Origin of the sequence: Mycobacteroides sp. CBMA 271, from assembly GCF_009729205.1 — a bacterium.
Taxonomy (GTDB): Bacteria; Actinomycetota; Actinomycetes; order Mycobacteriales; family Mycobacteriaceae; genus Mycobacterium.
In genome coordinates this window covers 596,527-620,357 of record NZ_VTHB01000002.1, presented here as the reverse complement: position 1 = coordinate 620,357, position 23,831 = coordinate 596,527, and the positions used below count along the sequence as shown (strand labels likewise).

The window sequence follows — 23,831 nt, the reverse complement described above, 5'->3', positions numbered from 1 at the left end:
CCGTGAACCAGATTGCACTGCAATTGGTTTCACCTTTCGATTTCGCGACTGTCGTGTCGAACGGCGGGATGTCAGCCATGATGTTCTACGTGGAGAACAGCGCCTGCGACATTTCGAGCATGCCTCGTGGCGGCCCCGACGCTTCCTGGCTGGACCGCCGGTTGCAGACCAACCGACTGGAATACCTGGACCGTGACGACGTCGACGATCTGAAACGCAAGGTCATGGATTCACTCGATCGCGCAGGACGACGGCGACGGATCGGTATCCATGAGAGATGTGCTCGGCTGGCGCTTCGTGAGGTGGCCGACGTGCGCACTCCCAAGATCCTCGAACTCGGCGCCGGCCTTGGCGGGCTGTCGCGCAAGCTGCTGGAAATGCATCCCACCGCCGAGGTGACGGTCACTGACATCGATCCGACTTTTGTGGCTAGGGCGGCTGCTGGTGATCTCGGCAGTCACCCGCGCGCATCGGTGCAAGTCATGGATGCCACCGCAATCGACGCCCCGGATGGGCATTACGACCTCGCGATATTTGCATTGTCGCTGCACCATCTTTCGCCCGAACTCGCCGCCCACGTGTTCGCAGCGGGAACGAGGGCTGCGCAGAAGTTGTTGATTGTCGACCTACCCAGACCCCCGGCGCCCGTCCACCTCGCGTTGTTGGCGGTCGTGCTGCCGCTCACCGGGCTCTCCCCGCTGCAGCATGACGGGTTCATCAGCTCCCTGCGTGCTTACAGCCCTTCGGCGCTGCGCGCGTTGGCCCGCCATGCCGATCCGGCAATCACCGTCGAGTTCCGGACCCGGAGAGGGTTGGGGCCGACGGTGGCGGTTGCCCGCCATGGGGGCAATCGGCTCGATGTATCCGCGTGTGCCGGGGACACATGATTCAATGTGCCACAGTCAATTACGTTGCGAAAAGCGTTCTGATGGGACGTACCGCCAGGACCGGGCGGGTCTACCGCTGGAGGATCTCATGGTGCAGCACGGCACTACCGCACGGAGTGCGGCGTCGAGTGCAAAGTTGTGGTCATGACTGAGGACGGGCCTGTCCGCCCGACGGTTCTGTTCGTCCTGGGGATGGCGCGGTCTGGAACATCGGCGATCACCCGGGTTCTCTCACTGTGCGGTGGGACTCTCCCGTCCGCGCTCGCGGGTGCCAACCCGGCCAATCCCCGAGGCTATTGGGAGCCACGCAAAGCAATCATTCTCAACGAGAGAATCCTGCATCGTAACGACAGCTCTCGGTTCGACACGACCTTGCGTTTGCAGGAGGAAGGTGCGTTCGACACCGACGAAGAGGCCGCCTGCATCGCCGAGATCCGGGCGTTTCTGACTACGCTACCGGCCGCGCCACTGGTGATCATCAAGGACCCGAGGATAAATCTGCTGTCCGGCATGTGGTTTGAGGCCGCGCGACTAGCCGGATTCGATGTGGCGACCGTGATCGCGGTACGTCACCCGACGGAGGTCATTGCCTCGGTTGCTGCCCAGATGTCAGCCTCGACAGAGTTCTCCAGCGCGTTGTGGCTCAAATTCAACCTGCTGGCAGAGGCGAACACCCGGGACGTGCCGCGCGTGTTCGTGGGGTACGCCAATCTCCTTGAGGATTGGCGACGGGAGATGAAACGAATCTCGGTTGCCCTGGGGCTCAACCTCGATGCCCGGGACGAGACGGCAATCGAGGGGTTCCTCGAAACAGACCTTCGGCGCCAACGCTACCGCGGCCCGGTGACAGAGCCCTTTGGTACCGACTGGATGTCGGTGGCTTACGAGACGCTGTGCGAGGCTGCGTGCGACGAGCCCTGGGATCAATCCACGCTGGATAACGTTTTCGAGGCGTATCGGACAAGCGAACGCGGTTTCCGGGCAATGGTCGAGGACTCTCAGCGGTTCCAAAAACTCAGCCGGCGCACCCGGCCGTCGATGATGAAGCTGGTCTACGAGATCATGGCGACAGCCAACGGGCGACGCGGGACCTGGGCCTGACCTATCGGCACAATGCGGTAGTGCCGGCGATGCTGCTCAAGCAATACCGTTGACTACCTGGATCATTCCGGCCACTGAGAAGATAGTGATCAACATTTGCCGACGGTGAGCCAGCGCCCAATCGTGCAGCGGTCTCAGCACCGCGAGGGTTCTCGTGGGCGCGACCAGGTAACTGACGAGGGTGAGCTCGACGATCGCAAACATCCCGAAGACGAACAAGATAACGGCGATGGCCTGTGTGCCAACGGGGGCGCCGGATGCCACTACCGGAGTGAGCACGAAGAGTACCAACATCGGAGGTGGAACCCCTCCGAGGCCAAAAATGAACGCCACCCACAATGCCCCGTCCTCCCAAGCTGTTTGGAGGCGACGAAGCAGCCGCCGGAACGTGGATTCGCTGCCCTCTGCGGCGTCCCGCCGATTTCCGAACGGCGATGTGATGGGATCTGGCGGCGGAGCAGGAGCGCTGCCTGCTGCGACCAGTAGGCGCGATCGCTGACGGACCGAACGCACAACCATCAGCGCTGCGATGGACAACATCAGGACACCCATGCCCAGGTTGACCAGCCTGGTGGTGACACTGCTGCCAGGCCTCGCCAAATCTTCCACGAAGGAACGAAATGCTGGTGCGATATGCAGCACCAGTAGCGGTATCAGCAGGCCCGCAAGACTTACGATCATGCTCCCGAGCCAGTAGGCCGCCAGGTTCTGCACCGGCTTGGGCCGCGAGATCATCAAGACGATGATGGCAAGTAGTACCGGATTGACCGCGAACATGATCGCCATCCCGAGCAGTGGACCCCACACGGCCCGGACACTACCGAGCCCGCCGCCATTTCTCCGGGGAATTCAGAACCAAGGCCCAACCCATTTGTTTGGTCAACCCTTGTGCCCAAATGGATTTCACGCAAGCAGCTAGGGATTCGAAACGTTAGATGCCGCTCAGGCCGTGGATCAACAGGGATACCCCGGCCGCCATGCACATGGCGACCAAGATCTTTCGGCGGTGAGTCAAGGCCCAGTCGTGCAGAACTTGCACAGCGCCTTCAGTTTTCGTCGGGGCAATCAGGTAACAGATGAGGGTGAGTTCGACGATCCCAAGTACGGCGACGATGAAGACAGCCGCGACGACGATCTGTGTTCCGGTCGCGGCGCCCGAGGTCACGAGGATCGCGATAAGGAAAAGACCCGCGTCAGGTTCGATACCGCCCAGCATCACGCCGATCAGGAACGCGACCCACAAAGATCCGCCTTCCCACGCTGCCCTAGTCCGGCGGAGCAGCCGCCCCACCGCCGACTTGCCGTGAGTGTCATCGTCGTCCGCGTGACCGAGTAGTCGCGAAACTAGACTCGGTGTCTGCGAATCCTTTATCAGCACTGAAGCATTGCCGGTCGCCACCGGCTGACGGCGGCGTATCCGCGGCCACGCGGCCAGCAGTGCGGCGACCACCAGCGCGAGCAGGCCCATGCCGAGTTGAACGTGTCGGATCGCGGGACTGCTCGCCGCGCTCTCGGTGAAAGACCTGAACATCGGCGTGACATGCAAGAGGGTCAGCGGAAGCAGGACGGCGGGGATGCAGCCTAGGAGACAGCCGGCCCAATAGACGAGCAGATTTGGTACCGGCCGTCGCCTAGAGATTACGAGGAGGGTGATGCCGAGACGTATCGGGTTGAGGGCCACTAGCGCCGCGAGCGCTAGCACTGATCCCCACACGAACGAAGACACTACGCGGTAGGTTCGTGCTCCGTGGTTCGTTCGTTTGAAAGTTGTTCTGTGACCGCCGGTCACGAGCACCCGGCCACCGCGCAGCAGAGGAGAGTTGGATGACGGCGGTTACCAGTCAGTGCCGACTCTGCGATTCGGCTGGTCCGCATCAAGCATTCGACATTCGCGAGATGATGTTCGGAACCCGTGAGCAGTTCGGATACTTCAGCTGCGTGCAGTGCGACACGTTGCAGATTCTCAATCCGCTTGAGGGTGAAGAACTCATGCGGCACTATCCGGACACCTACTACTCGCATAACGGGTCGGCCCAGCCGAAGGCGTTTGAGTGGCTGGTCACCCAACGCGACCGATTCAAATTGCGCTGCGGCGGTCGGATATTCGGCTCCATCATGACGGCGCCGGTGCCAGAGAGCATCTTCCGGGTGCTGCTCGGCGGGGATGTTGTCAGAATGCTGGCTCAGCTGGGGATCGCGCGTGACGCGCGGATTCTGGACGTGGGCTGCGGGAGCGGCGCGTTGCTTGATCGGCTGGCTCGTGTCGGATTCAGCAGTCTGGTCGGTGCCGATCCCTTCATTGCAAGCGATGGTGAGTCGCGCGAGGGGATTCCGCTAAAGAAGCAGTATCTGAACGACGTGACAGGCGAATTCGATCTCATCATGTTCAATCATTCGCTTGAACACATGCCCGATCCGGTGGCCACGCTCCAGGTGGCGGCAGGCAAGCTCGCTGCCGAGGGCATGTGCCTGGCCCGCGTACCCACGACATCATCCGAGGCGTGGACGACGTACGGGACTGATTGGGTACAGGCCGATGCTCCTCGGCATATGGTCATACCCTCGCGACAGGGAATGTCATTGGCAGCTGAGCGGGCCGGGTTGCGGGTAGAGCAGACGTTCGATGATTCAACGTTTGGTCAGTTCACCGGCAGTGAAGCCTATCGGGGCGACGTTCCGGTAACCGACCCCAAGATTCTTCGGATGTTCCGCCCTAAGCAGATCTGGGCGTGGGAGAAACGAGCGAAGGAGCTCAATCTGCAGAACCGCGGTGACCAAACCGGTTTCGTCTTGCGTGCCAAGTAACTATCTGGAATGTGCTGGAGCGGAGCAGATGCCACGTTTCTGCGGAAACCGAATGCGCACTACGGTTTCGGGTAACGTGCGTATATTTCTTATATACCAATAGGATTCGCAAAATCCGCGGGCTGTCCTGCCTGCCTGAGTAGTTGCTAGTCGGTGCCGGCGCTCCGTCGCTGAGGTCTTCCTTGGGCCGGTCCGTGTTGTTGACCTTCACCCAAAACTCTTGGATTTCAAGTCAATAGCGCAAGTTGCGGGTTATGCTCCCGGCGGCTGAGCCACGGTGGGGCTCCCGGTTTCGTTCCGCAGGAGCAGGGAAGTGAAGGGCTGAGATCCTCGATGAAATTTGTACTCTCATTCTATGGAACCCGTGGCGATGTAGAGCCCGGCGTCGCAGTCGGCCGCGAGTTAATGCGTCGCGGACATGAGGTGCGCATGGTCGTCCCGCCCGACCTTGTCGACTTCGCCGAGGCGGCCGGGCTTACCGCGGTTCCGTGCGGTCCGGACGTGCGCGTGTGGCAGGACGTGAACCGTGATTTCTGGGCGCGTTTTCTACGGAACTTCTGGAAGAACTTCTGGCGCATCGGGGACCTGCGGGAGTTGTTGCGCGAGGATTGGCGATTTCTCACCCAGTGCTGGCAGGACGTCAGCGCTACCCTGACATCGCAGGCCAAAGATGCCGACCTGCTTTTCACCGGCGTCCTTGGCGAGGAGGCAGCAGGCAATGTAGCGGAGTACTACGGACTCCCGTTCGCCACGCTGCACGTGTTTCCGATTCGGGCCAACGGTCAGCTCGTTCCGGGACTGCCGGCGCGATGGGGCCGCTCCCTCATGAGGCTGTCGGAGTGGTTGGGCTGGCCGTTGTTCAAACGGCTCGAGGACCCGCAGCGTCGTGAACTAGGCCTGCCCAAAGCCACCAAGCCTTCACCGTGGCGTATTACCGAGCGCGGCTCGCTGGAGGTTCAGGCCTATGACGAGGCGTGTATGCCCGGGCTGGCGGCCGAATGGGCTGAATTCAACGGCCGCCGCCCCTTCGTCGGTGCGCTGACGTTGGACTTACCAACGGATTCCGATGACGAAGTGGCCACCTGGATCGCGGCAGGGAAGCCGCCGATTTGTTTCGGCTTCGGCAGCATGCCGGTTGAATCTGCCGCCGAGACGCTCGCCATGATCAGCTCGGCCTGTGACCAGTTGGGTGAGCGAGCGTTGGTGTGCGCCGGAGGAAGTGATTTCGATCATGTGCCACATTTCGACAACGTCAAAGTGGTTGGCGTAATGAATTACTCAACGGCCTTTCCCGCCTGTCGCGCGGTGGTGCACCACGGCGGCGCAGGCACAACTGCTGCGAGCCTGCGGGCGGGCGTTCCGACCCTGGTCCTTTCGACAGACCTGGATCAGACACTATGGGGGGCCCGCGTCAAGCGGTTGAAAGTCGGTATCACTCGGCGTTTTTCGGCCACAACCGAGAAGACATTGGTGGCGGACTTGCGCACCATCCTGGACCCGGAATATGTCACCCAGGCCAGCGATGTTGCTACCCGTATGACCAGACCCGCCGAAAGCCCGGTAACCACTGCCGATCTGTTGGAGGGCTTCGTCCGCCTCAAGCGGGTGGGCTGATGGCAGAAGACATATCGAATGTTTCGGGCCGGGCGCCGCGATGAAATTTGTGTTGGCGAGCTATGGGACGCGCGGTGATATCGAGCCGTGTGTCGCTGTCGGTCGTGAGTTGTTGCGGCGCAGGCACGAGGTACGTATGGCCGTCCCGCCCGATCTCATTGGCTTCGTCGAAGCGGCCGGACTCACCGCGGTCCCGTACGGGCCGGACCTGCAGGAGGTTCTGGACGCTCACCGCAACTTTTGGACCCATCTGTTCCGCAACTTCTGGAAGGTCCGGGATCTGATCAGGCTGCGGCGCGAAGTCGTGGAACCCTTTCTCCAGTGCTGGAAGGACATCGTCGCCACGCTGACGACGTTGGCTGACGGGGCCGACTTGCTGTTCACGGGGGTGAATTTCGAGGATGCCGCAGGCAATGTGGCTGAGTACTACGACATTCCACTGGCCACGCTGCACTTCTTCCCGCTACGGTCCAACGGCCAGTTTGTACCGCTTCTGCCTGCGCCGCTGGGCCGTTCAACAATGAAGATGGGCGAGTGGCTGGCGTGGAAGAATGCGAAGAAGGTCGAGGGTATACAGCGCGGTGAACTGGCCTTGCCAACCGCCACGGCGCCGTCGCCGCGGCGGATCACCGAACGAGGCTCGCTGGAGATCCAGGCATACGACGAGCTCTGCTTTCCTGGGCTGGCATCCGAATGGGCCGGATTTGGTAGCCGTCGCCCCTTCGTCGGCGCGCTGACACTCGACCTACCAACGGATTTCGATGACGAGGTGGCCGCGTGGATTGCGGCCGGGAAACCGCCGATCTTCTTCGGCTTTGGCAGCCTGCCGGTTGAATCTGCTGCCAAAACCGTCGCCATGATCAGCTCGGCATGTGATCGGTTAGGTGCGCGGGCGCTGGTGTGTGCTGCCGGTTCCGACTTCAGCGACGTTCCCGATACTGAGAAGATCAAAGTAGTGCCTGCACTGAACTATTCGGCGGCGCTTCCTCTCTGCAGCGCGGTCGTGCATCACGGCGGAACCGGGACCACGGCCGCCGGCCTACGTGCTGGCGTGCCGACCTTGATCCTCTCGACTGACCTTGATCAGACGCTGTGGGGATCACGCGTCAAGCGGCTGAAAGTGGGCACCGCTCGCCGCTTCTCGTCCACCACCGAAGGGACACTGGTGGCAGACCTGCGCGCCATCCTCGATCCGCAGTGCGTAGCGCGGGCCCGCGAGGTCGCCGCCCTCATGTCCAAACCCGCCGAAAGCGTTCTGGCCGCAGCCGATCTCGTGGAGCAATTTGCCGGGCTCGGCCAGTCGCAACCGAAGAGCCGCCGCTAGTTGCGCGACTGCCCGGTGTGGTGAGCGTTGGCGGGACATTGCGCCGCCACAGCGGGACCGCAGTCTCTGATCGCCTCAACCCGGATGTACGCGCCACGATGCGGCACGAAGGTGACGTGTTTGGCCTGCTGCTTTTCGTCGGCCGCGGTGGTGGTACTCAAGTCGACCCGACGCAGTATCTCGCGCAACACCACTCGCATCTCCACCATGGCGAAGGTGGCACCGAGGCAACGACGGTTGCCACCGCCGAAAGGCAACCACGTGGTTGGGCTGAGGGTGGCGCCGAGCATCCGATCTGGGTCAAACCGTTCCGGATTCGGGTACACCGCGGCACTTGCGTGCACCAGACCGATCGCCGGGTCGACCATGACGCCGGCCGGAAGCCGGTAGCCGCCCACCTCGACAGGCTCTTTGAGAACCCGGCCTGAGCTGAATATCACCGGACGGATTCGCAGGGTCTCCTTCACCACCGCGTCGAGATACTCGTCGCCGCCGGGATCGCCCGCCGCGCTGGCGTCGGCGGCCACAACTGCCCTGGCCAGTGCGGCCGGGTGGCGAGTCAACCGTTCCAATGCCCAGGACAGCGCCGTCGCGGTGGTTTCATGTCCGGCCGCGATCGCGGTCAAGAGGTGATCGCGCAGTTCACGGTCCGACATGGTGCGGCCATCCTCATCGGTGGCGCGGACCAGCATCGCCAGCACATCGGTGCGTTCGGCGAGGTGTGGATCGGCACGACGGTCCGCGATCTCCGCGTAGAGCAAGGCATCGGTTTCGGCCATGCGGCGGCCGACGGCGCGCCACGGGCGGTGGCGTCGCAGGCCTGGATTCGTAATCGCCGGTGTTTCCCACGGTTTCATGTAGAGCAATCGCGGTACAACCTTACGCAGCGCGGCCAGTCGCACCGGGTCGCTAGCGCCGATAACAGTTCGCAGGATCACCTCGAGCGTGATCTCTGTCGTCGCGGGCGCAACGGGAAAGTCCGTGCCGACCGGCCATTCGGCGATGTTAGCTGCAGCGATGTCGGCCATCTGAGCGGCCTGGTGCGCGACTGCATCGCGATGAAACGCCGGCATCAGCAGTCGCCGTTGGTCGTGGTGTTCGTCCTCGTCGAGCACAAACAGCGAGCTGTCACCGAGGAGACCGCGAAAGAACCAATGCGCTTCGCCGGAATGAAAGACTCGCGGGTCGCCGGCGTATACGGTCTTGATATCGGCGGGGTCTGCGAGATAAACGACCTTGCCCGACAACGGAATACGAAGCGTAAACATGTTTCCATAGCGCCGCTGGCAGCCGGCAAGGAAGCGCAGACCGTAGCCCGCCATCAAGATGGACTGCACCGCCAGAGGCAGTGGCGGCCCGGGTGGCAATGCGTCTTTCGCGATTTTGCTCACTGTGCGTGATCCTCAGTACTAGACGGTATGTCAGCTCACATGCGGACGGCCTCGGTGGTGCCGGATGTGAGTTTGCTTGCCGCAGATAGACACTCACTTCAGATTTCTGCGGCGCGGTTTCAACGTTACGAGTGTTGAGTCAGGATTGCGAGCACTTTCTGCGGTTGGATGCGGCCGAGGGGGATCGACACGGCGGCCCGCAGGCCACGGTTTCCACCGGAGGAATCTGGTCACGTTCGATACCTTGTCGAGGACCGGAAGATGCGTGCCACGGTCTATACAGCAAACTATGAGACAACGGTCGTCACATGTGTCGTGACGGCGGCGTAAAGCAGATCAAAGCTGGTTTGGTAACGGCTATCAGTCAATTTGTCGTTCAGGAAGCGATCTATCGGGGCAATGTCAGGTTGCGCAGTGGACGACTGAAGGTCCATCAGCAAGTATTGATGATTTTTCTAAAACCACGCACCGGTGACGCAATCTCGGTTAGTTTTAGAACCTGTTCCACTTGGCATGCGCGGAGGGTTTCGGGAGACCTGTTGAGTATCAATCCATTTGACGATGACAATGGCAGTTTTTTTGTGCTGGTTAATGAAGAGGAGCAGCACAGTTTGTGGCCTGCCTTCGTCGATGTACCCGCCGGTTGGCGGGTGGCTTATGGCGCGGCGGACCGTGCCGCTTGCCTGAACAACATCGAGCAGCAGTGGGCCGACATTCGGCCGAAGAGTCTGCGCGAGAGGGTGGCACAGGGTCGGACTGTTGATCAGTAAGTGGCGGGCGGGGACCAATGGAATGTGATCATCGGGCGCTTCCCTTAACGCGGGGGCAGCTGGACATTTGGCTCGCCGAAGAAACCGGTCGTGCCGGTGTCAAATGGCAGCTCGGCATGTTGGGGCGAATCGACGGCGCCATCGATCACGGCCTGCTCGAACGAGCGGTGCGTCATGTGGTGCAGGAAGCTGAGCCGCTCAGAGCCACGTTTTCTGAAATCAACGGTCAGGTCTTCCAGACGGCGGTTGACTATCCGAACGTTGAGCTGGCTCGCTATGACCTAACGGGCTCTTCCGATCCCGAGCGTGATGCCTATCGGATTGCGTCGTCGATCCAACGAACGCCGATGTCGCTGAGCGGCCCGTTGTTCAAGTTCGCGCTGATGCAGGTTCGGCCGGACGACTTCTTCTTCTTCGTGTGCTGCCACCACATAGTGATCGACGGCGTCGGCATGGGACTCCTCTGTCATCGGATCGCGGCCGTCTACTCTGCGATCGCCACCGATGCGGCGATTCCTCCCCCCTTCTTTGGATCGTTGGGAAGTCTCGTCGATGGTGAGTCGGAATACGAAGTCTCCGACGATTACCTGGCCGATGAGGCCTATTGGGCCGCGTGTGGTCCTCTCGACAGCGAGCCCCCTCATGGACTTGCGCCCGGTGTCGCGAGCCCAGCCAACGAATATGAGCCTTCTGCCCCAATTCAGCTGGACCCTTCCGTGGTCGCCAAGACCCGTGAGCTGTCGGCGGTGTTGGGGGTGCGTCGGGCCGCGGTGATTACCGCCGCATGCGCGCTACTGGTGCATGAGGAGGTCGGGGGAAATGAAGTCGTGCTCGATTTCCCGGTGAGTCGGCGCGTGCGGCCGGAGTCGCTGCTGGTGCCCGGGATGGTCTCCGGTGTTGTGCCGTTGATAGTGAGGACCTCGCCAACGGTTACTGTCGCTGAATTTTGTGAACACGTCGATAGTCGAATACGAGAAGCATTGCAGCATCAACGGTTTCCGCTACGCGCTATCGAGAGCAAGACGCGATTCCAGGGAGCCGGGCGGGCGTCGAATCGCGCTGCCATCAATTTCATTCCGACCACCCGGTTGGCTGATTTTGCCGGTGCCGCCGGATCGGGGACCGTCACTCACACGGGTCTCGTGGATCAGTTCGGCCTGGTCTTTATCAAGAACGACGAAGAGCTCTTCCTGAGCACATCGGGTGTTGGTCCGCTGTTCGGTGGCTGCGATGCCCGAGCGCTGGCCGTCCGATTCGAGCGAGTGTTGATGTCGATGACCGCCACCCCGGACCGGCCGCTCTCCGCCATCCATATCTGGGACGCTGACGTCCGCGCAACCTTGGATGTATGGGGCAATCGGGCGGCATTGGCCAGGCCCGTTATCGGGATGTCGATTCCGGCATTGTTTACCGAGCAGGCTGAGCGTGTACCGAGCTCGGTGGCGGTCAGTTGCGGCGACACATCGGTGACATATAGAGGGTTGGAATCCGCCTCGAATCGGTTGGCGCACTTGCTGACTTCCCATGGCGTGGGTGCTGGCGATCGGGTGGCGCTGCTGATCTCGCGGTCGGTCGAGGCAGTGGTGGCGATCCTGGGCGTGCTCAAAACCGGTGCGGCATATGTGCCGATTGATCCGTCGGTGCCCGACGAGCGGATGGAGTTTGTGCTCAGCGATTCCGGCGCGACCGTTGCGGTGACAACTGCCGATCTGGTGGATCGGTTGGGTGGGCTCGGATTGGCAGTGATCGATATCGACGACCGCGCGGTGTACGGCCAGCCGAGCGCGGCGTTGCCGATGGTGCCGCAACCTGACGATATCGCCTATCTGATTTACACATCGGGTACCACCGGTGTGCCCAAAGGTGTGGCCATTCCGCACCAGAACGTGACGCGCTTACTAGAGACAATCGACGCAGAGCTCGAGCTCACTCCGGGGCAGGCGTGGTCGCAGTGTCATTCGTTGGCTTTTGATTTCTCGGTGTGGGAGATTTTCGGCGCGCTGCTGCACGGTGGCCGGTTGGTGGTGGTACCCGATGGGATTGCGCGCTCACCTGAAGAATTTCACGCGCTACTGATCGATGAACATGTCTCCGTACTGAGCCAGACACCAACGGCGTTCTACGCACTACAGACCGTGGATACGGCCCGGCCCGAAACCGAGCAGCTCCGACTCAAGGTGGTGGTGTTCGGGGGAGAGGCATTGGAGCCGCAGCGTCTTGCACCGTGGTTGGCTGATCACCCGGGGCCGCCGCGGCTGATCAACATGTATGGGATCACCGAGACCACCGTGCACGCCTCCTTCCGTGAGATCACCGCCGACGATGTACTCAGGGTCGGAAGTCCGATCGGGGCGCCCCTGGCCGATCTGACGTTCCTGGTACTCGACGCCTGGCTGCGTCCGGTGCCGGCAGGGGTGATCGGCGAACTGTACGTGGCTGGTGCGGGTTTGGGGTATGGCTACGTGGGCCGTGCGTCGCTGACATCGACACGTTTCGTGGCTTGTCCGTTCGGTGGGCCGGGAATGCGGATGTATCGCACCGGGGACCTGGTGTGTTGGGGACATGATGGGCAGCTGCGATACCTGGGCCGCGCCGATGAGCAGGTCAAGATTCGCGGGCACCGCATTGAGCTGGGCGAAATTCAGTCGACATTGCTGGATCTAGACGGTGTCGCACAGGCAGTTGTGATCGCTCGCGAGGATCGGGCGGGGGACAAGCGGCTGGTCGGCTACATCGCCGGCACTGCCGATCCGCACGGAGCACGTGCGGAGCTGGCTCGACGTCTGCCGTCATACATGGTCCCGTCGGCGATCGTGGTGCTGGACACCATGCCGTTGACGGTCAACGGCAAGCTCGACAAAAAGGCCTTGCCCGCACCGGAATACCGGGCCATCGACCAGTACCGCGCCCCGGCGACCCCCACCGAGGAAATCCTGGCCGGCATCTACGCGCAGGTTCTCGGTCTGGAGCGGGTCGGTGTCGACGACTCATTCTTCGAGCTGGGTGGGGACAGCGTCTTGTCGATGCAGGCGGTGTCACGGGCGCGCGCGGCAGGCCTGATGTGTCGCCCGCGTGACATTTTCGTCCAGCAGACCGTGGCCCAACTGGCCCAGGTGGTTGGCGTGTTCGGCGGAGTTGATGAGCCGGTCGACGAGGGCCTCGGGACGGTGGTAGCCACCCCCATCATGCGGTGGCTGAAGGGCCTGGAAAGCGCAGACGGCCCGATTGGTGAGTTCAATCAGACGGTCCTCCTGCAGGCGCCCGTGGGTACTACCGAACCCGATGTCGCAATCCTGTTGCAGGCCTTGTTTGATCGACACGCCATGCTTCGGCTGTGCGCCGCCTCCGACGGCGCTGATAACTGGTCGTTGATGGTGCCCGGAGCGGGTTCGATCGATGCCCGGGCGCGTCTGCAATCGACGGACGTGCTGACCGATGAGGCGCTGGTGGCGGCACGGAAGCGGTTGGATCCGGCCGCCGGGGCAATGCTGAGCGCACTGTGGATTACCTCCACGAGCCAGTTGGTTCTGGTGGCCCACCACCTGGCCGTGGACGGGGTGTCCTGGCGAATCATGCTGGAAGACCTCAACATCGCGTGGACTCGGCACCGCAGCGGACGATCCGTATCGCTGCCCACCGCCGGGACGCCGTTCCGGCGGTGGGCAGAGCTGCTGACTGAGTTTGCGCTGAACCCACACGTGGTGGCGGAGGCACAGGCCTGGCGCGAGGTGACGGCGACCCCAGCCGCGCTGCCGGCGGTAAGCCCGGGAACGGACACCTACGAGACAGCCGGGCAGTTGTCGACGTCATTGGACGCCGATACCACCCGCATGCTGCTCGGTGAAGTGCCCACGGCATTTCACGCTGGTACGCAAGACATTCTGCTGATTGCTTTCGGATTGGCGGTGGCCGAATTCTCAGGCGTGGGCGGCGCACCGGTCGGTATCGACGTGGAAGGCCATGGGCGTCACGAGGAACTGGCAGATCTCGGCGGAGCTGCCGATCGAAGTATCGACCTGTCGCGCACAGTGGGCTGGTTCACCGCCAAGTACCCGGTGGCGTTGGCACTAGGTGGATTACGGTGGGCGCAGGTGACGACCGGCGATGCGGCGTTGGGCGCGGTGATCAAAGACGCCAAGGAGCAGCTTAGGGCCCATCCCCACGGAATGACTTACGGTCTACTGCGTCACCTGAACCCCGACGTGGATCTAGCCGGCTCCGACCCGACGGTCGCGTTCAACTACCTCGGCCGTCTCGGTGGGGCCACCGGCGACGGCTGGCTGATCTGCCCCGAGGGTTTGTCGTTGACCCGCGCCACCGCGGCGGTGCCCATGCAACTTGGGCACACCGTGGAGCTGAATGCCGCCACCGTCGACACCGACACCGGTATGCGGCTGAATGCCGACTGGACGTGGGCGCCCTCAGCACTCGATCGTGGGCAAGTCAGCCGGTTGAGTCAACTGTGGTTCGAGGCTCTAGCCGGCATCTGCGCGCATGTGCGAAGCGGGGGAGGAGGATTGACCCCATCGGATATCGCTCCTGCCGCGCTGAGTCAGCAGCAGATCGATGAGCTGAGTCAGCACGACCGTATTGCCGACGTGTTGCCGCTGACCCCCTTGCAGCAGGGGCTGCTTTTCCACGCTGGCGCCGCACAGGACTCCGGTGACGTGTACGCGATGCAGCTCAATATCGCGTTGGAGGGGCCGCTCGACGCGAGCCGACTCCGCGATGCCGTGCAGGCGGTGATCGGCCGACATCCGCACCTCGCTGCCCGGTTCTGCGAACAGTTCGACGGGCCGGTGCAGCTCATCCTTTCCGATCCGGTAATACCTTGGCAGTACCTCGAATTGGATGCTGCCGCCGGTGGCATTGACGGGCGGGTCCAGACGATTTGCGCCACCGAACGCGCCACAGTCTGTGATCTTGGCGGCCAGTCAGCGATCCGGGCCGCACTTATCCGGATTGCGGACGGCCGGCACCGCTTCGTGCTGACCGCCCATCACATCGTGCTCGACGGCTGGTCGATGCCGATCCTGCTGCAGGAGATCTTCGCCAGTTTCAGTGGGCAACGTCTGCCCGCGGTCGCGCCCTACCGCAGGTTTGTCACCTGGTTGTCCGAACGAGATCACGATGCCGCCCAAGCGGCGTGGCGTGCGGCACTGGCCGGTTTCGACACCCCCACGTTGGTGGCTCCAATTGGCCGAGAGGAGCTGGGGCAGAGAGGCATTAAGTCATTCCGGCTGCCTGAAGCGACAACGCGAGCGCTCGGCGAGCTGGCACGTGCGCATCACACCACCGCCAATGTGGTGTTGCAGGCCGCCTTCGCACGGCTGCTGTGTTGGCTGACGGGTCAGCACGATGTCGCATTCGGCACCACCGTCTCGGGGCGACCGCCCGAGGTCCTCGGCGCGGAATCGATGGTCGGCCTGCTGATCAATACCGTGCCAGTGCGGGCGACGATCGCGGCGACTACCACGACGTCAGATCTGTTGCATCAGCTGCAAAATTCGCACAATGACACCCTCGAGCACCAGCACACGGCGCTCAGCGATATCCATCGCCTCGTCGGGCAGGACAGGCTGTTCGACACTCTGCTGGTTTTCGAGAACTACCCAATCGACCCCACCGCGCCGTTGGGTGTTGACGGTCTGGCCATCACCGAGTTCGATTTCCACGAATCCAATCACTATCCGCTTGCGGTGCAAGCCCTCCCGGGGCGCGAACTAGGCCTGCGCGTCGAGTACGACACCGACGCCTTTGACCTCGCCACCATCGAAGGGTTGATCGAGCGGCTGGAAACGGTACTCGCGGCGATGACCGCGGATCCAGATCGTCCGTTGTCATCGGTCGATCTGCTCGACGGGGCTGCTCACGCGCTCCTGGACGGGTGGAGTAACCGCGCTGCGTTGAGTAAACCGGCGGCGGCGGAGTCGATCCCGGCGTTGTTCACCGAACAGGCGGCACGCACACCCGACGAGAAGGCGCTGACCTTCGAGGGTCGGTCGATGACCTACCGGGAACTCGATGATGCCACCAACAGGTTCGCGCATGCGTTATCTGCGCACGGTGTGGGCCCGGGCGAGGTCGTGGCGCTGCTGTTTTCCCGGTCCGCGGATGCCATCGTGGCGATTTTGGCCGTGCTGAAAACCGGCGCGGCCTATCTGCCGATTGACCCGGCACTACCGGCTGCCCGTATCGAGTTCATGGTGGCCGATGCCGCGCCGAAGGTCGCTGTCACCACCGCGGCCAGCAGGGCAAGCCTTGGCGGGCTGGATCTGATCGTCATCGACATCGACGACCCTGTTGTCGCCGCGCCCAGCACTGCGCTGGTGGGCCCGGCGCCGGACGACATCGCGTACATCATTTACACGTCGGGCACCACTGGTGTTCCGAAAGGTGTTGCTATTGCGCACCGTAACGTGCCAGGACTGTTCGGTGTACTCGATGCCAACCTGCCAGCCGGGCCGGGGCGGGTGTGGGCACAGTGGCATTCGTACAGCTTCGACGTGTCGGTCTGGGAGATCTTCGGCGCACTGCTGCATGGTTCACGCTTGCTCGTGGTGCCCGAATCGGTTGCCGCGTCACCCGTCGAATTCCATGAGTTGCTTGTTGCCGAAGACGTCAGTGTGTTGAGTCAGACTCCGTCGGCCGCGGGCATGCTCGAGCCGCAGGGGTTGGAATCGGTGGCGTTGGTGGTGGCCGGCGAGGCATGCCCGCCTGAGCTGGTGGACCGCTGGGCGCCCGGGCGAGTGATGATCAACGCTTACGGCCCCACCGAGGCCACGGTGTATGCGTCGATCAGTGCGCCGCTGACCGCGGGGTCGGCAGTGCCCATCGGTACGCCGGTGGCTGGGGGAGCGCTCTTCGTCCTGGATGCCTGGTTACGTCCGGTGCCTGCGGGGGTGGTCGGGGAGTTATATGTGGCCGGTCGCGGTGTCGGCGTGGGGTATTGGCACCGCTCCGGGTTGACGTCGGCCCGCTTCGTTGCCTGCCCGTTCGGCGAGCCTGGCGCGCGCATGTACCGCACTGGCGATCTGGTTCGGTGGGGCTCCGACGGCCAAGTGCAGTACCTCGGGCGTGCCGATGAGCAGGTCAAGATCCGCGGGTATCGCATCGAGCTCGGCGAAGTCCAAGCTGCACTGGCAAGTCTCAACGGAGTAAGCCAAGCCGTGGTGATCGCTCGCGAAGACGATCTCGCCGCCTTGCGCCTGGTCGGCTACATCACCGGCACCGCCGACCCGGGCCAGGTCCGTGCCCAACTGGCGGAGCGACTTCCGAGCTACATGGTGCCGGCCGTGGTGGTAGTAATCGACGCGGTGCCGCTGACGGTCAATGGAAAACTCGACACGCACGCCTTGCCGGTCCCGGAATACGCTGCGGGTGAGCGTTATCGCACTCCAGCCACTCCCGTCGAGGAGATTCTGGCGGATATCTACGGCCGTGTTCTCGGGCGCGAATGCGTCGGGGCGGACGATTCATTCTTCGACCTTGGTGGGGATTCACTATCCGCGATGCGTCTGATCGCCGCGGTCAACACCTCGTTGGACGCCAGCATCGCTATGCGTTCCCTATTCGACGCGCCGACAGTGGCCCAACTGGCCCGCCGTATCGGTGGGGAAGGGGATCGGCTGGAGTCGTTGGTTGCCGCCGAGCGTCCCGCTGTGATTCCGCTGTCGTTTGCGCAGTCACGGTTGTGGTTCCTGGACCAATTACAGGGCCCCTCACCGGTTTACAACATGACGGCCGCGTTCTGGATTGATGGAGCGCTGGATGTCGAGGCGTTGGCCGCGGCGCTGGCCGATGTGGTGAACCGCCACGAGAGCCTGCGCACCCTGTTCTCCGCCCCCGATGGAATCCCCCGCCAAATGGTGATGGCCCGGGGAAGCGTCGAGGTCGGCTGGGACGTTGTGGATGCCACCGACTGGTCGTTGGGGCGGTTGCACGAGGCGATTGACGCCGCATCACGGCACACCTTCGACCTCTCCACCGAGATCCCTGTGAAGGCGCGGCTGTTCCGCGTTTCCGAGGACAAGCATGTACTCGCGACCGTGGTGCATCACATCGCCGCCGATGGCTGGTCGATCACTCCGCTGGTGGCCGATCTGGGCGTGGCCTACGCCGGCCGGTGCGTCGGGCGCGCTCCGGGCTGGGCCGAGCTGTCCGTGCAGTATGCCGACTACACGTTGTGGCAGCGGGCGCAGTTCGGTGATCTTCAGGACAGCGAGAGCAGGATCGCCGGGCAGCTGGCGTACTGGCAGGACGCGTTGGCGGGGATGCCCGAGCGCATCGCGCTGCCCACCGATCGGCCGTACCCGTTGGTGGCAGACCACCACGGTGCGACGATGACGGTCGACTGGCCCGCCGAGCTGCAGCAGCAAGTGGCAGGGGTGGCGCGGGCGCACAATGCGACGAGTTTCATGGTGGTGCAGGCCGCTCTGGCGGTACTACTGTCCAAACTCAGCGCGAGTTCCGATGTGGCGGTGGGTTTCCCGATCGCCGGACGCCGTGATCCAGTACTCGACGAACTGGTCGGCTTCTTCGTCAACACCCTGGTGCTGCGGGTCGATCTGGCAGGGAACCCGACCGTTGCTGAGATACTGGACCAGGTGCGGCAGCGCAGCCTGGCCGCCTTCGATCACCAAGATGTGCCCTTCGAGGTCCTCGTCGATCGACTGAACCCCACCCGATCCCTGGCGCACCACCCACTGATCCAGGTGGCGCTGGCGTGGCAGAACTTCGCCGGACACCACGTCGACGATGCAACTGCCGCAATGGCGTTGGGTGATCTGCAGATATCCCAGATGCCGGTGAAAACCCGCACGGCCCGAATGGATGTGAACTTCTCGCTGGGCGAACGTCGGACGGATTCCGGTGAGCCGGCCGGAATCGGTGGGACGGTGGAGTTCCGCACCGACGTGTTTGACGCCGACACAATCGGCACGCTGATCGCTCGGCTACAACGTGTCCTCAGCGCCATGACCGCGGACCCGGCGGCGCGGCTGTCTGCGTTGGACTTACTCGACGATGATGAGTACACGCGCCTCGCCGCGATCGGCAACCACGTGGCCCTAACCGCGTTGAGCCCCGTCTCGTCCAAATTGTCGGTTCCCGGGTTGTTCGCCAAGCACGTGACGCGCGCCCCGGAGGCAGTGGCAGTTACCTGCGGCGAACGTTCGTGGACATACCGGGAGCTCGATGAGTCCGCGAATCGGTTGGCGCTCACGCTTATTGAGCACGGTGCGGGCCCCGGACAAAGTGTGGCGCTGCTGTTTCACCGATCTGCCGAGGCGATCGTGGCGATTCTGGCCGTCCTCAAGACCGGTGCGGCGTACCTGCCGATCGACCCGGCAGTGCCCGATGCGCGGCTGGAATTCGTACTTGCCGATGCCGGGCCGATTGCCGCGGTCACCACCGCAGATCTGGCAGATCGGTTGCATGCGTACGGCGTTGCCGTCATCGATGTTCGCGATACCGAAAACTCGGCGGGTGACAAGCGCGCGCTGCCTGCGCCGGGGGCAGACGATATCGCGTACCTGATCTACACCTCGGGCACCACGGGTGTGCCCAAAAGCGTGGCGATCACGCACCGCAATGTGACTCAGCTGCTGGAGTCACTCGATGCCGGGCTGCCGAACCCCGGCGTGTGGTCACAGACCCACTCCTTGGCCTTCGACGTCTCGGTGTGGGAGATCTTCGGAGCCTTGCTGCGCGGTGGGCGGGTGGTGGTCGTTTCGGAGGACGTGACGAGCTCACCGGAAGACTTCCATGCACTGCTTGTTCGCGAACGGGTCGACGTGCTCACGCAAACACCGTCTGCGGTAAGGGTATTGCCGCGTGAGGGCTTGGATTCGGTGGCGCTGGCAGTAGTTGGTGAAGCCTGCCCGCCTGAGGTGGTGGAGCAATGGGCACCCGGGCGGGTGATGATCAACGCCTACGGTCCCACCGAGACGACGATGTGTGTCGCGATCAGTGCGCCCCTCACACCCGGACTGTCGGTGCCGATCGGCTCGCCGGTCTCCGGCGCGGCGCTGTTCGTGCTCGACGAATGGTTGCGCCCGGTCCCGGCGGGGGTGATCGGTGAACTGTATGTGGCCGGTACTGGTTTGGGTTACGGCTATGTAGGCCGGACCGAGTTGACCGCGTCTCGATTTGTTGCGTGCCCGTTCGGTGGGCCGGGAATGCGGATGTATCGCACCGGGGACCTGGTGTGTGTGCGCCCCGACGGGCAACTGCAATACCTGGGCCGCGCCGATGAGCAGGTCAAGATTCGCGGCCATCGCATCGAACTCGGTGAAGTGCAAGCCGCTTTGGCCGGCCTCGACGGTGTTGAGCAGGCGGTGGTGATCGCCCGCGAGGATCGTCCTGGCGAAAAGCGTCTGGTCGGCTATGTCACCGGAACAGCCGACTCCGGTGACCTGCGGGCCGCGATGGCCGAGCGGCTACCGGCGTACATGGTGCCTGTCGCAATGGTGATGCTTGATGTGCTGCCGTTGACAGTCAACGGAAAGCTCGACACCCGAGCTCTTCCCGCTCCCGATTACGTCGCGGTCGATCGGTATCGCGCTCCGGCAGATGCCGTCGAAGAGGTGCTGGCTGGCATCTATGCGCAGGTACTCGGGCTGGAGCGCGTCGGCGTTGATGACTCATTCTTTGACCTCGGTGGGGACAGCATCCTGTCGATGCAGGTCGTGTCGCGGGCCCGGGCCATCGGCTTGGTATGTCGACCGCGTGATGTGTTCGTTGAACAGACCGTGGCCCGGCTGGCTCGGGTTGCTGTGGCTGGCAATGGATCTGGTCCGATCGATGAGGGCATCGGGCCGGTACGGGCGACCCCGATCATGGGGTGGCTGCGTGATGTATCCGGGCCGGTCGATGAGTTCAACCAGACGGTAATGGTGCAGGCTCCCGATGGAGTGACCGAGGCGGACGTCATCATCCTGTTGCAGGCCCTACTCGATCGGCACGCGATGTTGCGGCTGCGCGCAGAGGTCGACGGGGTCGGCGAGTGGTCCTTGACGGTCCCCGAGCCAGGATCGGTCGACGCCCCAAGATGCCTGCAATCGGTGGACACGCTCTCCGACGCGGCGCTGGTGGCCGCCCGGTCCCGATTGAATCCGGCCGCAGGGGCGATGCTGAGCGCGCTGTGGGTGACCTCGACGAGCCAGTTGGTGTTGGTGGTCCACCATCTCGCTATCGATGGGGTGTCGTGGCGAATTATGTTGGAAGATCTCAATATCGCCTGGACCCAGCGTCGCGGCGGACACGCCATGGCCCTGCCCCCAGCTGGAACATCGTTCCAGCGGTGGGCCGAGCTGTTGGCCGACCGAGCCCACCGCCCCGAGGTCGTGAGACACGTGCAGGCGTGGCGACGGGCGGCGGCGACCCCGGTGGCATTGCCGGTCGCGCGTCCCGACGTAGATACCTTTGAGACTGCCGGTCAATTGTCGGTGTCGCTGGATGTCGAGACCACCGGCATGCTGCTGGGCGAAGTACCCGCAGCGTTTCATGCTGGGGTACAGGACATTCTGTTGATCGCGTTCGGGCTGGCGGTTGCCGAATTTTTGGGCACCGGCGGGGCGCCGGTAGGCATCGACGTCGAGGGGCATGGGCGTATAGAAGACCTTGGTGAGGGTCTCGATCGAAACATTGACCTGTCGCGCACGGTGGGTTGGTTCACCTCGAAGTATCCGGTGTCCCTGGCGCTCGGCGGACTGTCGTGGTCACAGGTGGTGGCAGGCGACGCGGCGCTCGGTGTCGTGATCAAGGACGCCAAAGAACAGCTTCGGGCACTGCCGGATCCGTTGACCTACGGTCTGCTGCGCTACCTGAACGCAGACATTCACTTGGAAGCGGCTGATCCGACGATTGGGTTCAACTACCTGGGCCGCCTGGGCGGTGCAACCGCCGACTCATCCGAAGGTCTGTGGCGGATATCCGCCGAAGGACTGTCCTCGACGGCTGCGGTCGCGGCGATTCCCATGCCGTTGACCCACACTGTGGCACTCAATGCGGGCGCCCTGGACACCGATGCCGGTTCGCATCTGCAAGCCAACTGGACCTGGGCCTCCTCGATCATCGATCACGCTCAGATCAGTCGGCTCAGCCAACTGTGGTTGGACGCCTTGGCCGGCATCTGTGAGCACGTGCGACATGGCGGAGGCGGATTGACGCCGTCGGACATCGCACCCGCCCGGCTGAGCCAAGAGCAGATCGATGACTTACAGCGGCAGTACCCGATCGCAGATGTGCTGCCGCTGACCGCGTTACAGCAGGGACTGGTCTTTCACAGCGGCAGCGGACATGGCCCTCACGACGACTTGTACGTGGTGCAGCTGGACATCACGGTCGAGGGACCGCTCGATCAGGCCCGGCTACGGGATGCTGTGCAGGAGGTGGCTCACCGCCATCCCCACCTGGCGGCCCGATTCTGCGAACAGTTCGATGAGCCGGTACAGATCATCCCCGCCGATCCCGCAGTGGGCTGGCAGTACATCGAATGCAGCCCGTCGGAATCCGAGGAGCAGGTTCAGCGGGTGTGTGCTGCGGAACGCACTGCGGTCTGCGATCTGGCCCACCCACCGGCGTTCCGGGTCGCCTTGATTCGCACCGCATCTGACCGGCATCGGTTTGTGCTCACCAACCACCACATCGTTCTGGATGGCTGGTCGCTGCCGATCCTGCTGCAGGAAATCTTCGCCTGCTATCGCGGGCATCGGCTACCCGCGGCCACCCCGTTCCGCAGCTTTATCGGCTGGCTGGCCGATCGCGACCTGACGGCAGCACAGGCGGCCTGGCGTGAGGTGCTGGCAGACTTCGACACTCCTGCTCTTGTCGGTCCGTTGTTCACATCGGAACAGGGTCAACGAGGTGTGCGTGCGCATCGAGTATCCGAACGCACCTCCCGAGCGCTCGCCGAACTGGCGCGTGCTCAGCACACCACCCTCAACACCGTGCTGCAGGGCGCCTGGGCGCTACTGCTCACCTCGCTGACCGGACAGCATGATGTTGCCTTCGGCACCGTGGTCTCCGGGCGACCGGCTGAGGTGGTGGGCGCGGAGTCGATGGTCGGACTGTTGATCAACACGGTGCCGGTGCGCGCGGATATCGGGGCGGCAACCACCACCATTGATCTGCTCGATCAACTCAAACATGCCCACGCCAAGACCGTTGATCACCAGCATCTTTCGCTCAGTGAGATACACCGCATCACCGACCACGACCGACTGTTCGACACCCTGTTCGTGTTTGAGAACTACCCCGTCGACACCACGGCGTTGTCGGGCGCAGACGGGTTGTCCATCACCGAGATCATCAGTCACGAATCCACCGATTACCCACTGACGATGCAGGCCATACCCGGTGACGAACTGCGCCTGCGCGTCGAATACGACACGGCCGTTTTCGACGCGCCGGGCATCGACGCTCTCATCGCGCGAATCGAGTCGGTGTTGGATGCCATGACCGCGGACCCAGATCGGGCTCTGTCGGCGATCGACATGCTCGACGAGGAGGAGCGGACCTGCCTGCAGCAGTGGGGAAACCGCGCTGTGCTGAACCGCCTACCGAAACCGGCCACGGTGCCACAGCTGTTCGCGGCACAGGTGGTGCGCGCCCCGGAGGCGGTGGCACTGGTCTGTGGGGACCGGGCACTGACCTACCGGGAGCTGAACGAGCAGTCCAATCGATTGGCGCACTTGCTCATTAGCCATGGGGTGGGCCCGGGCGAGCGCGTGGCGTTGATGTTTCCCCGCTCGGCCGAGGGGATCGTGGCGATCCTCGCGGTGCTCAAGACCGGTGCGGCCTATTTGCCGATCGATCCTGCACTGCCGGAGGCCCGTGTCGACTTCATGCTGTCCGATGCCGCCCCAATCGCCGCGCTCACCGTCGCCGCGTTGACCGGCCGGTTCGACGGGCATGACCTGGTGATCATTGATATCGA

General features: G+C 63.2%; 10 protein-coding genes (1 of these 10 running past the window's edge). 7 read left to right on the top strand and 3 right to left on the bottom strand.

The window, feature by feature from the left end:
* The first annotated feature begins 80 nt into the window (after positions 1-80).
* Positions 81-887: a class I SAM-dependent methyltransferase gene (locus FZI91_RS08270; protein ID WP_155938622.1), complete on the top strand. Its 807-nt coding sequence runs from the start codon at positions 81-83 to the stop codon at positions 885-887.
* A gap of 144 nt (positions 888-1,031) precedes the next feature.
* Positions 1,032-1,988 (top strand): sulfotransferase family protein, encoded by a 957-nt coding sequence (locus FZI91_RS08265; protein WP_155938386.1) that lies wholly within the window; start codon positions 1,032-1,034, stop codon positions 1,986-1,988.
* Between the two features lie 36 nt (positions 1,989-2,024).
* Here FZI91_RS08265 and FZI91_RS08260 read toward each other — a convergent pair whose 3' ends face one another.
* Both FZI91_RS08260 and FZI91_RS08255 read right to left on the bottom strand, forming a co-directional pair.
* Positions 2,025-2,795: a GAP family protein gene (locus tag FZI91_RS08260; RefSeq protein ID WP_162526529.1), complete on the bottom strand. Its 771-nt coding sequence runs from the start codon at positions 2,793-2,795 to the stop codon at positions 2,025-2,027.
* A 124-nt stretch (positions 2,796-2,919) separates the two neighbouring features.
* Positions 2,920-3,702: a GAP family protein gene (locus FZI91_RS08255; protein WP_162526528.1), complete on the bottom strand. Its 783-nt coding sequence runs from the start codon at positions 3,700-3,702 to the stop codon at positions 2,920-2,922.
* 110 nt (positions 3,703-3,812) lie between these two features.
* Between FZI91_RS08255 and FZI91_RS08250 the strand changes: the two genes are divergently transcribed.
* From FZI91_RS08250 to FZI91_RS08240, 3 genes are all read left to right on the top strand, one after another.
* Positions 3,813-4,793, top strand: coding sequence for a class I SAM-dependent methyltransferase (locus FZI91_RS08250; protein WP_162526527.1), 981 nt, complete (start codon positions 3,813-3,815; stop codon positions 4,791-4,793).
* A 333-nt stretch (positions 4,794-5,126) separates the two neighbouring features.
* On the top strand, positions 5,127-6,407 hold the full coding sequence (locus FZI91_RS08245) for a glycosyltransferase (RefSeq protein WP_155938383.1): 1,281 nt from the start codon (positions 5,127-5,129) through the stop codon (positions 6,405-6,407).
* A gap of 40 nt (positions 6,408-6,447) precedes the next feature.
* Positions 6,448-7,731, top strand: a complete 1,284-nt coding sequence (locus tag FZI91_RS08240; RefSeq protein ID WP_155938381.1) for a glycosyltransferase — start codon at positions 6,448-6,450, stop codon at positions 7,729-7,731.
* Here FZI91_RS08240 and FZI91_RS08235 read toward each other — a convergent pair.
* Complete coding sequence (locus tag FZI91_RS08235) at positions 7,728-9,122, bottom strand: cytochrome P450 (RefSeq protein WP_162526526.1); 1,395 nt, start codon at positions 9,120-9,122, stop codon at positions 7,728-7,730. The two genes, FZI91_RS08240 and FZI91_RS08235, sit on opposite strands and share 4 nt — an antisense overlap.
* Before the next feature lie 539 nt (positions 9,123-9,661).
* Here FZI91_RS08235 and FZI91_RS08230 point away from each other — a divergent pair.
* Positions 9,662-9,892 (top strand): MbtH family protein, encoded by a 231-nt coding sequence (locus FZI91_RS08230; RefSeq protein WP_155938618.1) that lies wholly within the window; start codon positions 9,662-9,664, stop codon positions 9,890-9,892.
* Positions 9,893-9,909: 17 nt separating this feature from the next.
* Positions 9,910-23,831: the 5' portion of a non-ribosomal peptide synthase/polyketide synthase gene (locus tag FZI91_RS08225; RefSeq protein WP_155938379.1), read on the top strand. The gene runs 10,435 nt beyond the window's last position; only the first 13,922 of its 24,357 coding nucleotides appear in the window; it begins with the start codon at positions 9,910-9,912; the stop codon falls past the right edge of the window.

What these genes read in the sequence shown, in the direction of transcription:
- FZI91_RS08245 (WP_155938383.1), top strand. Translation starts at nt 5,127, where the DNA reads ATGAAATTTGTACTCTCATTCTATGGAACCCGTGGCGATGTAGAGCCC.
- FZI91_RS08240 (WP_155938381.1), top strand. Translation starts at nt 6,448, where the DNA reads ATGAAATTTGTGTTGGCGAGCTATGGGACGCGCGGTGATATCGAGCCG.
- FZI91_RS08250 (WP_162526527.1), top strand. Translation starts at nt 3,813, where the DNA reads ATGACGGCGGTTACCAGTCAGTGCCGACTCTGCGATTCGGCTGGTCCG.
- FZI91_RS08265 (WP_155938386.1), top strand. Translation starts at nt 1,032, where the DNA reads ATGACTGAGGACGGGCCTGTCCGCCCGACGGTTCTGTTCGTCCTGGGG.
- FZI91_RS08270 (WP_155938622.1), top strand. Translation starts at nt 81, where the DNA reads ATGTTCTACGTGGAGAACAGCGCCTGCGACATTTCGAGCATGCCTCGT.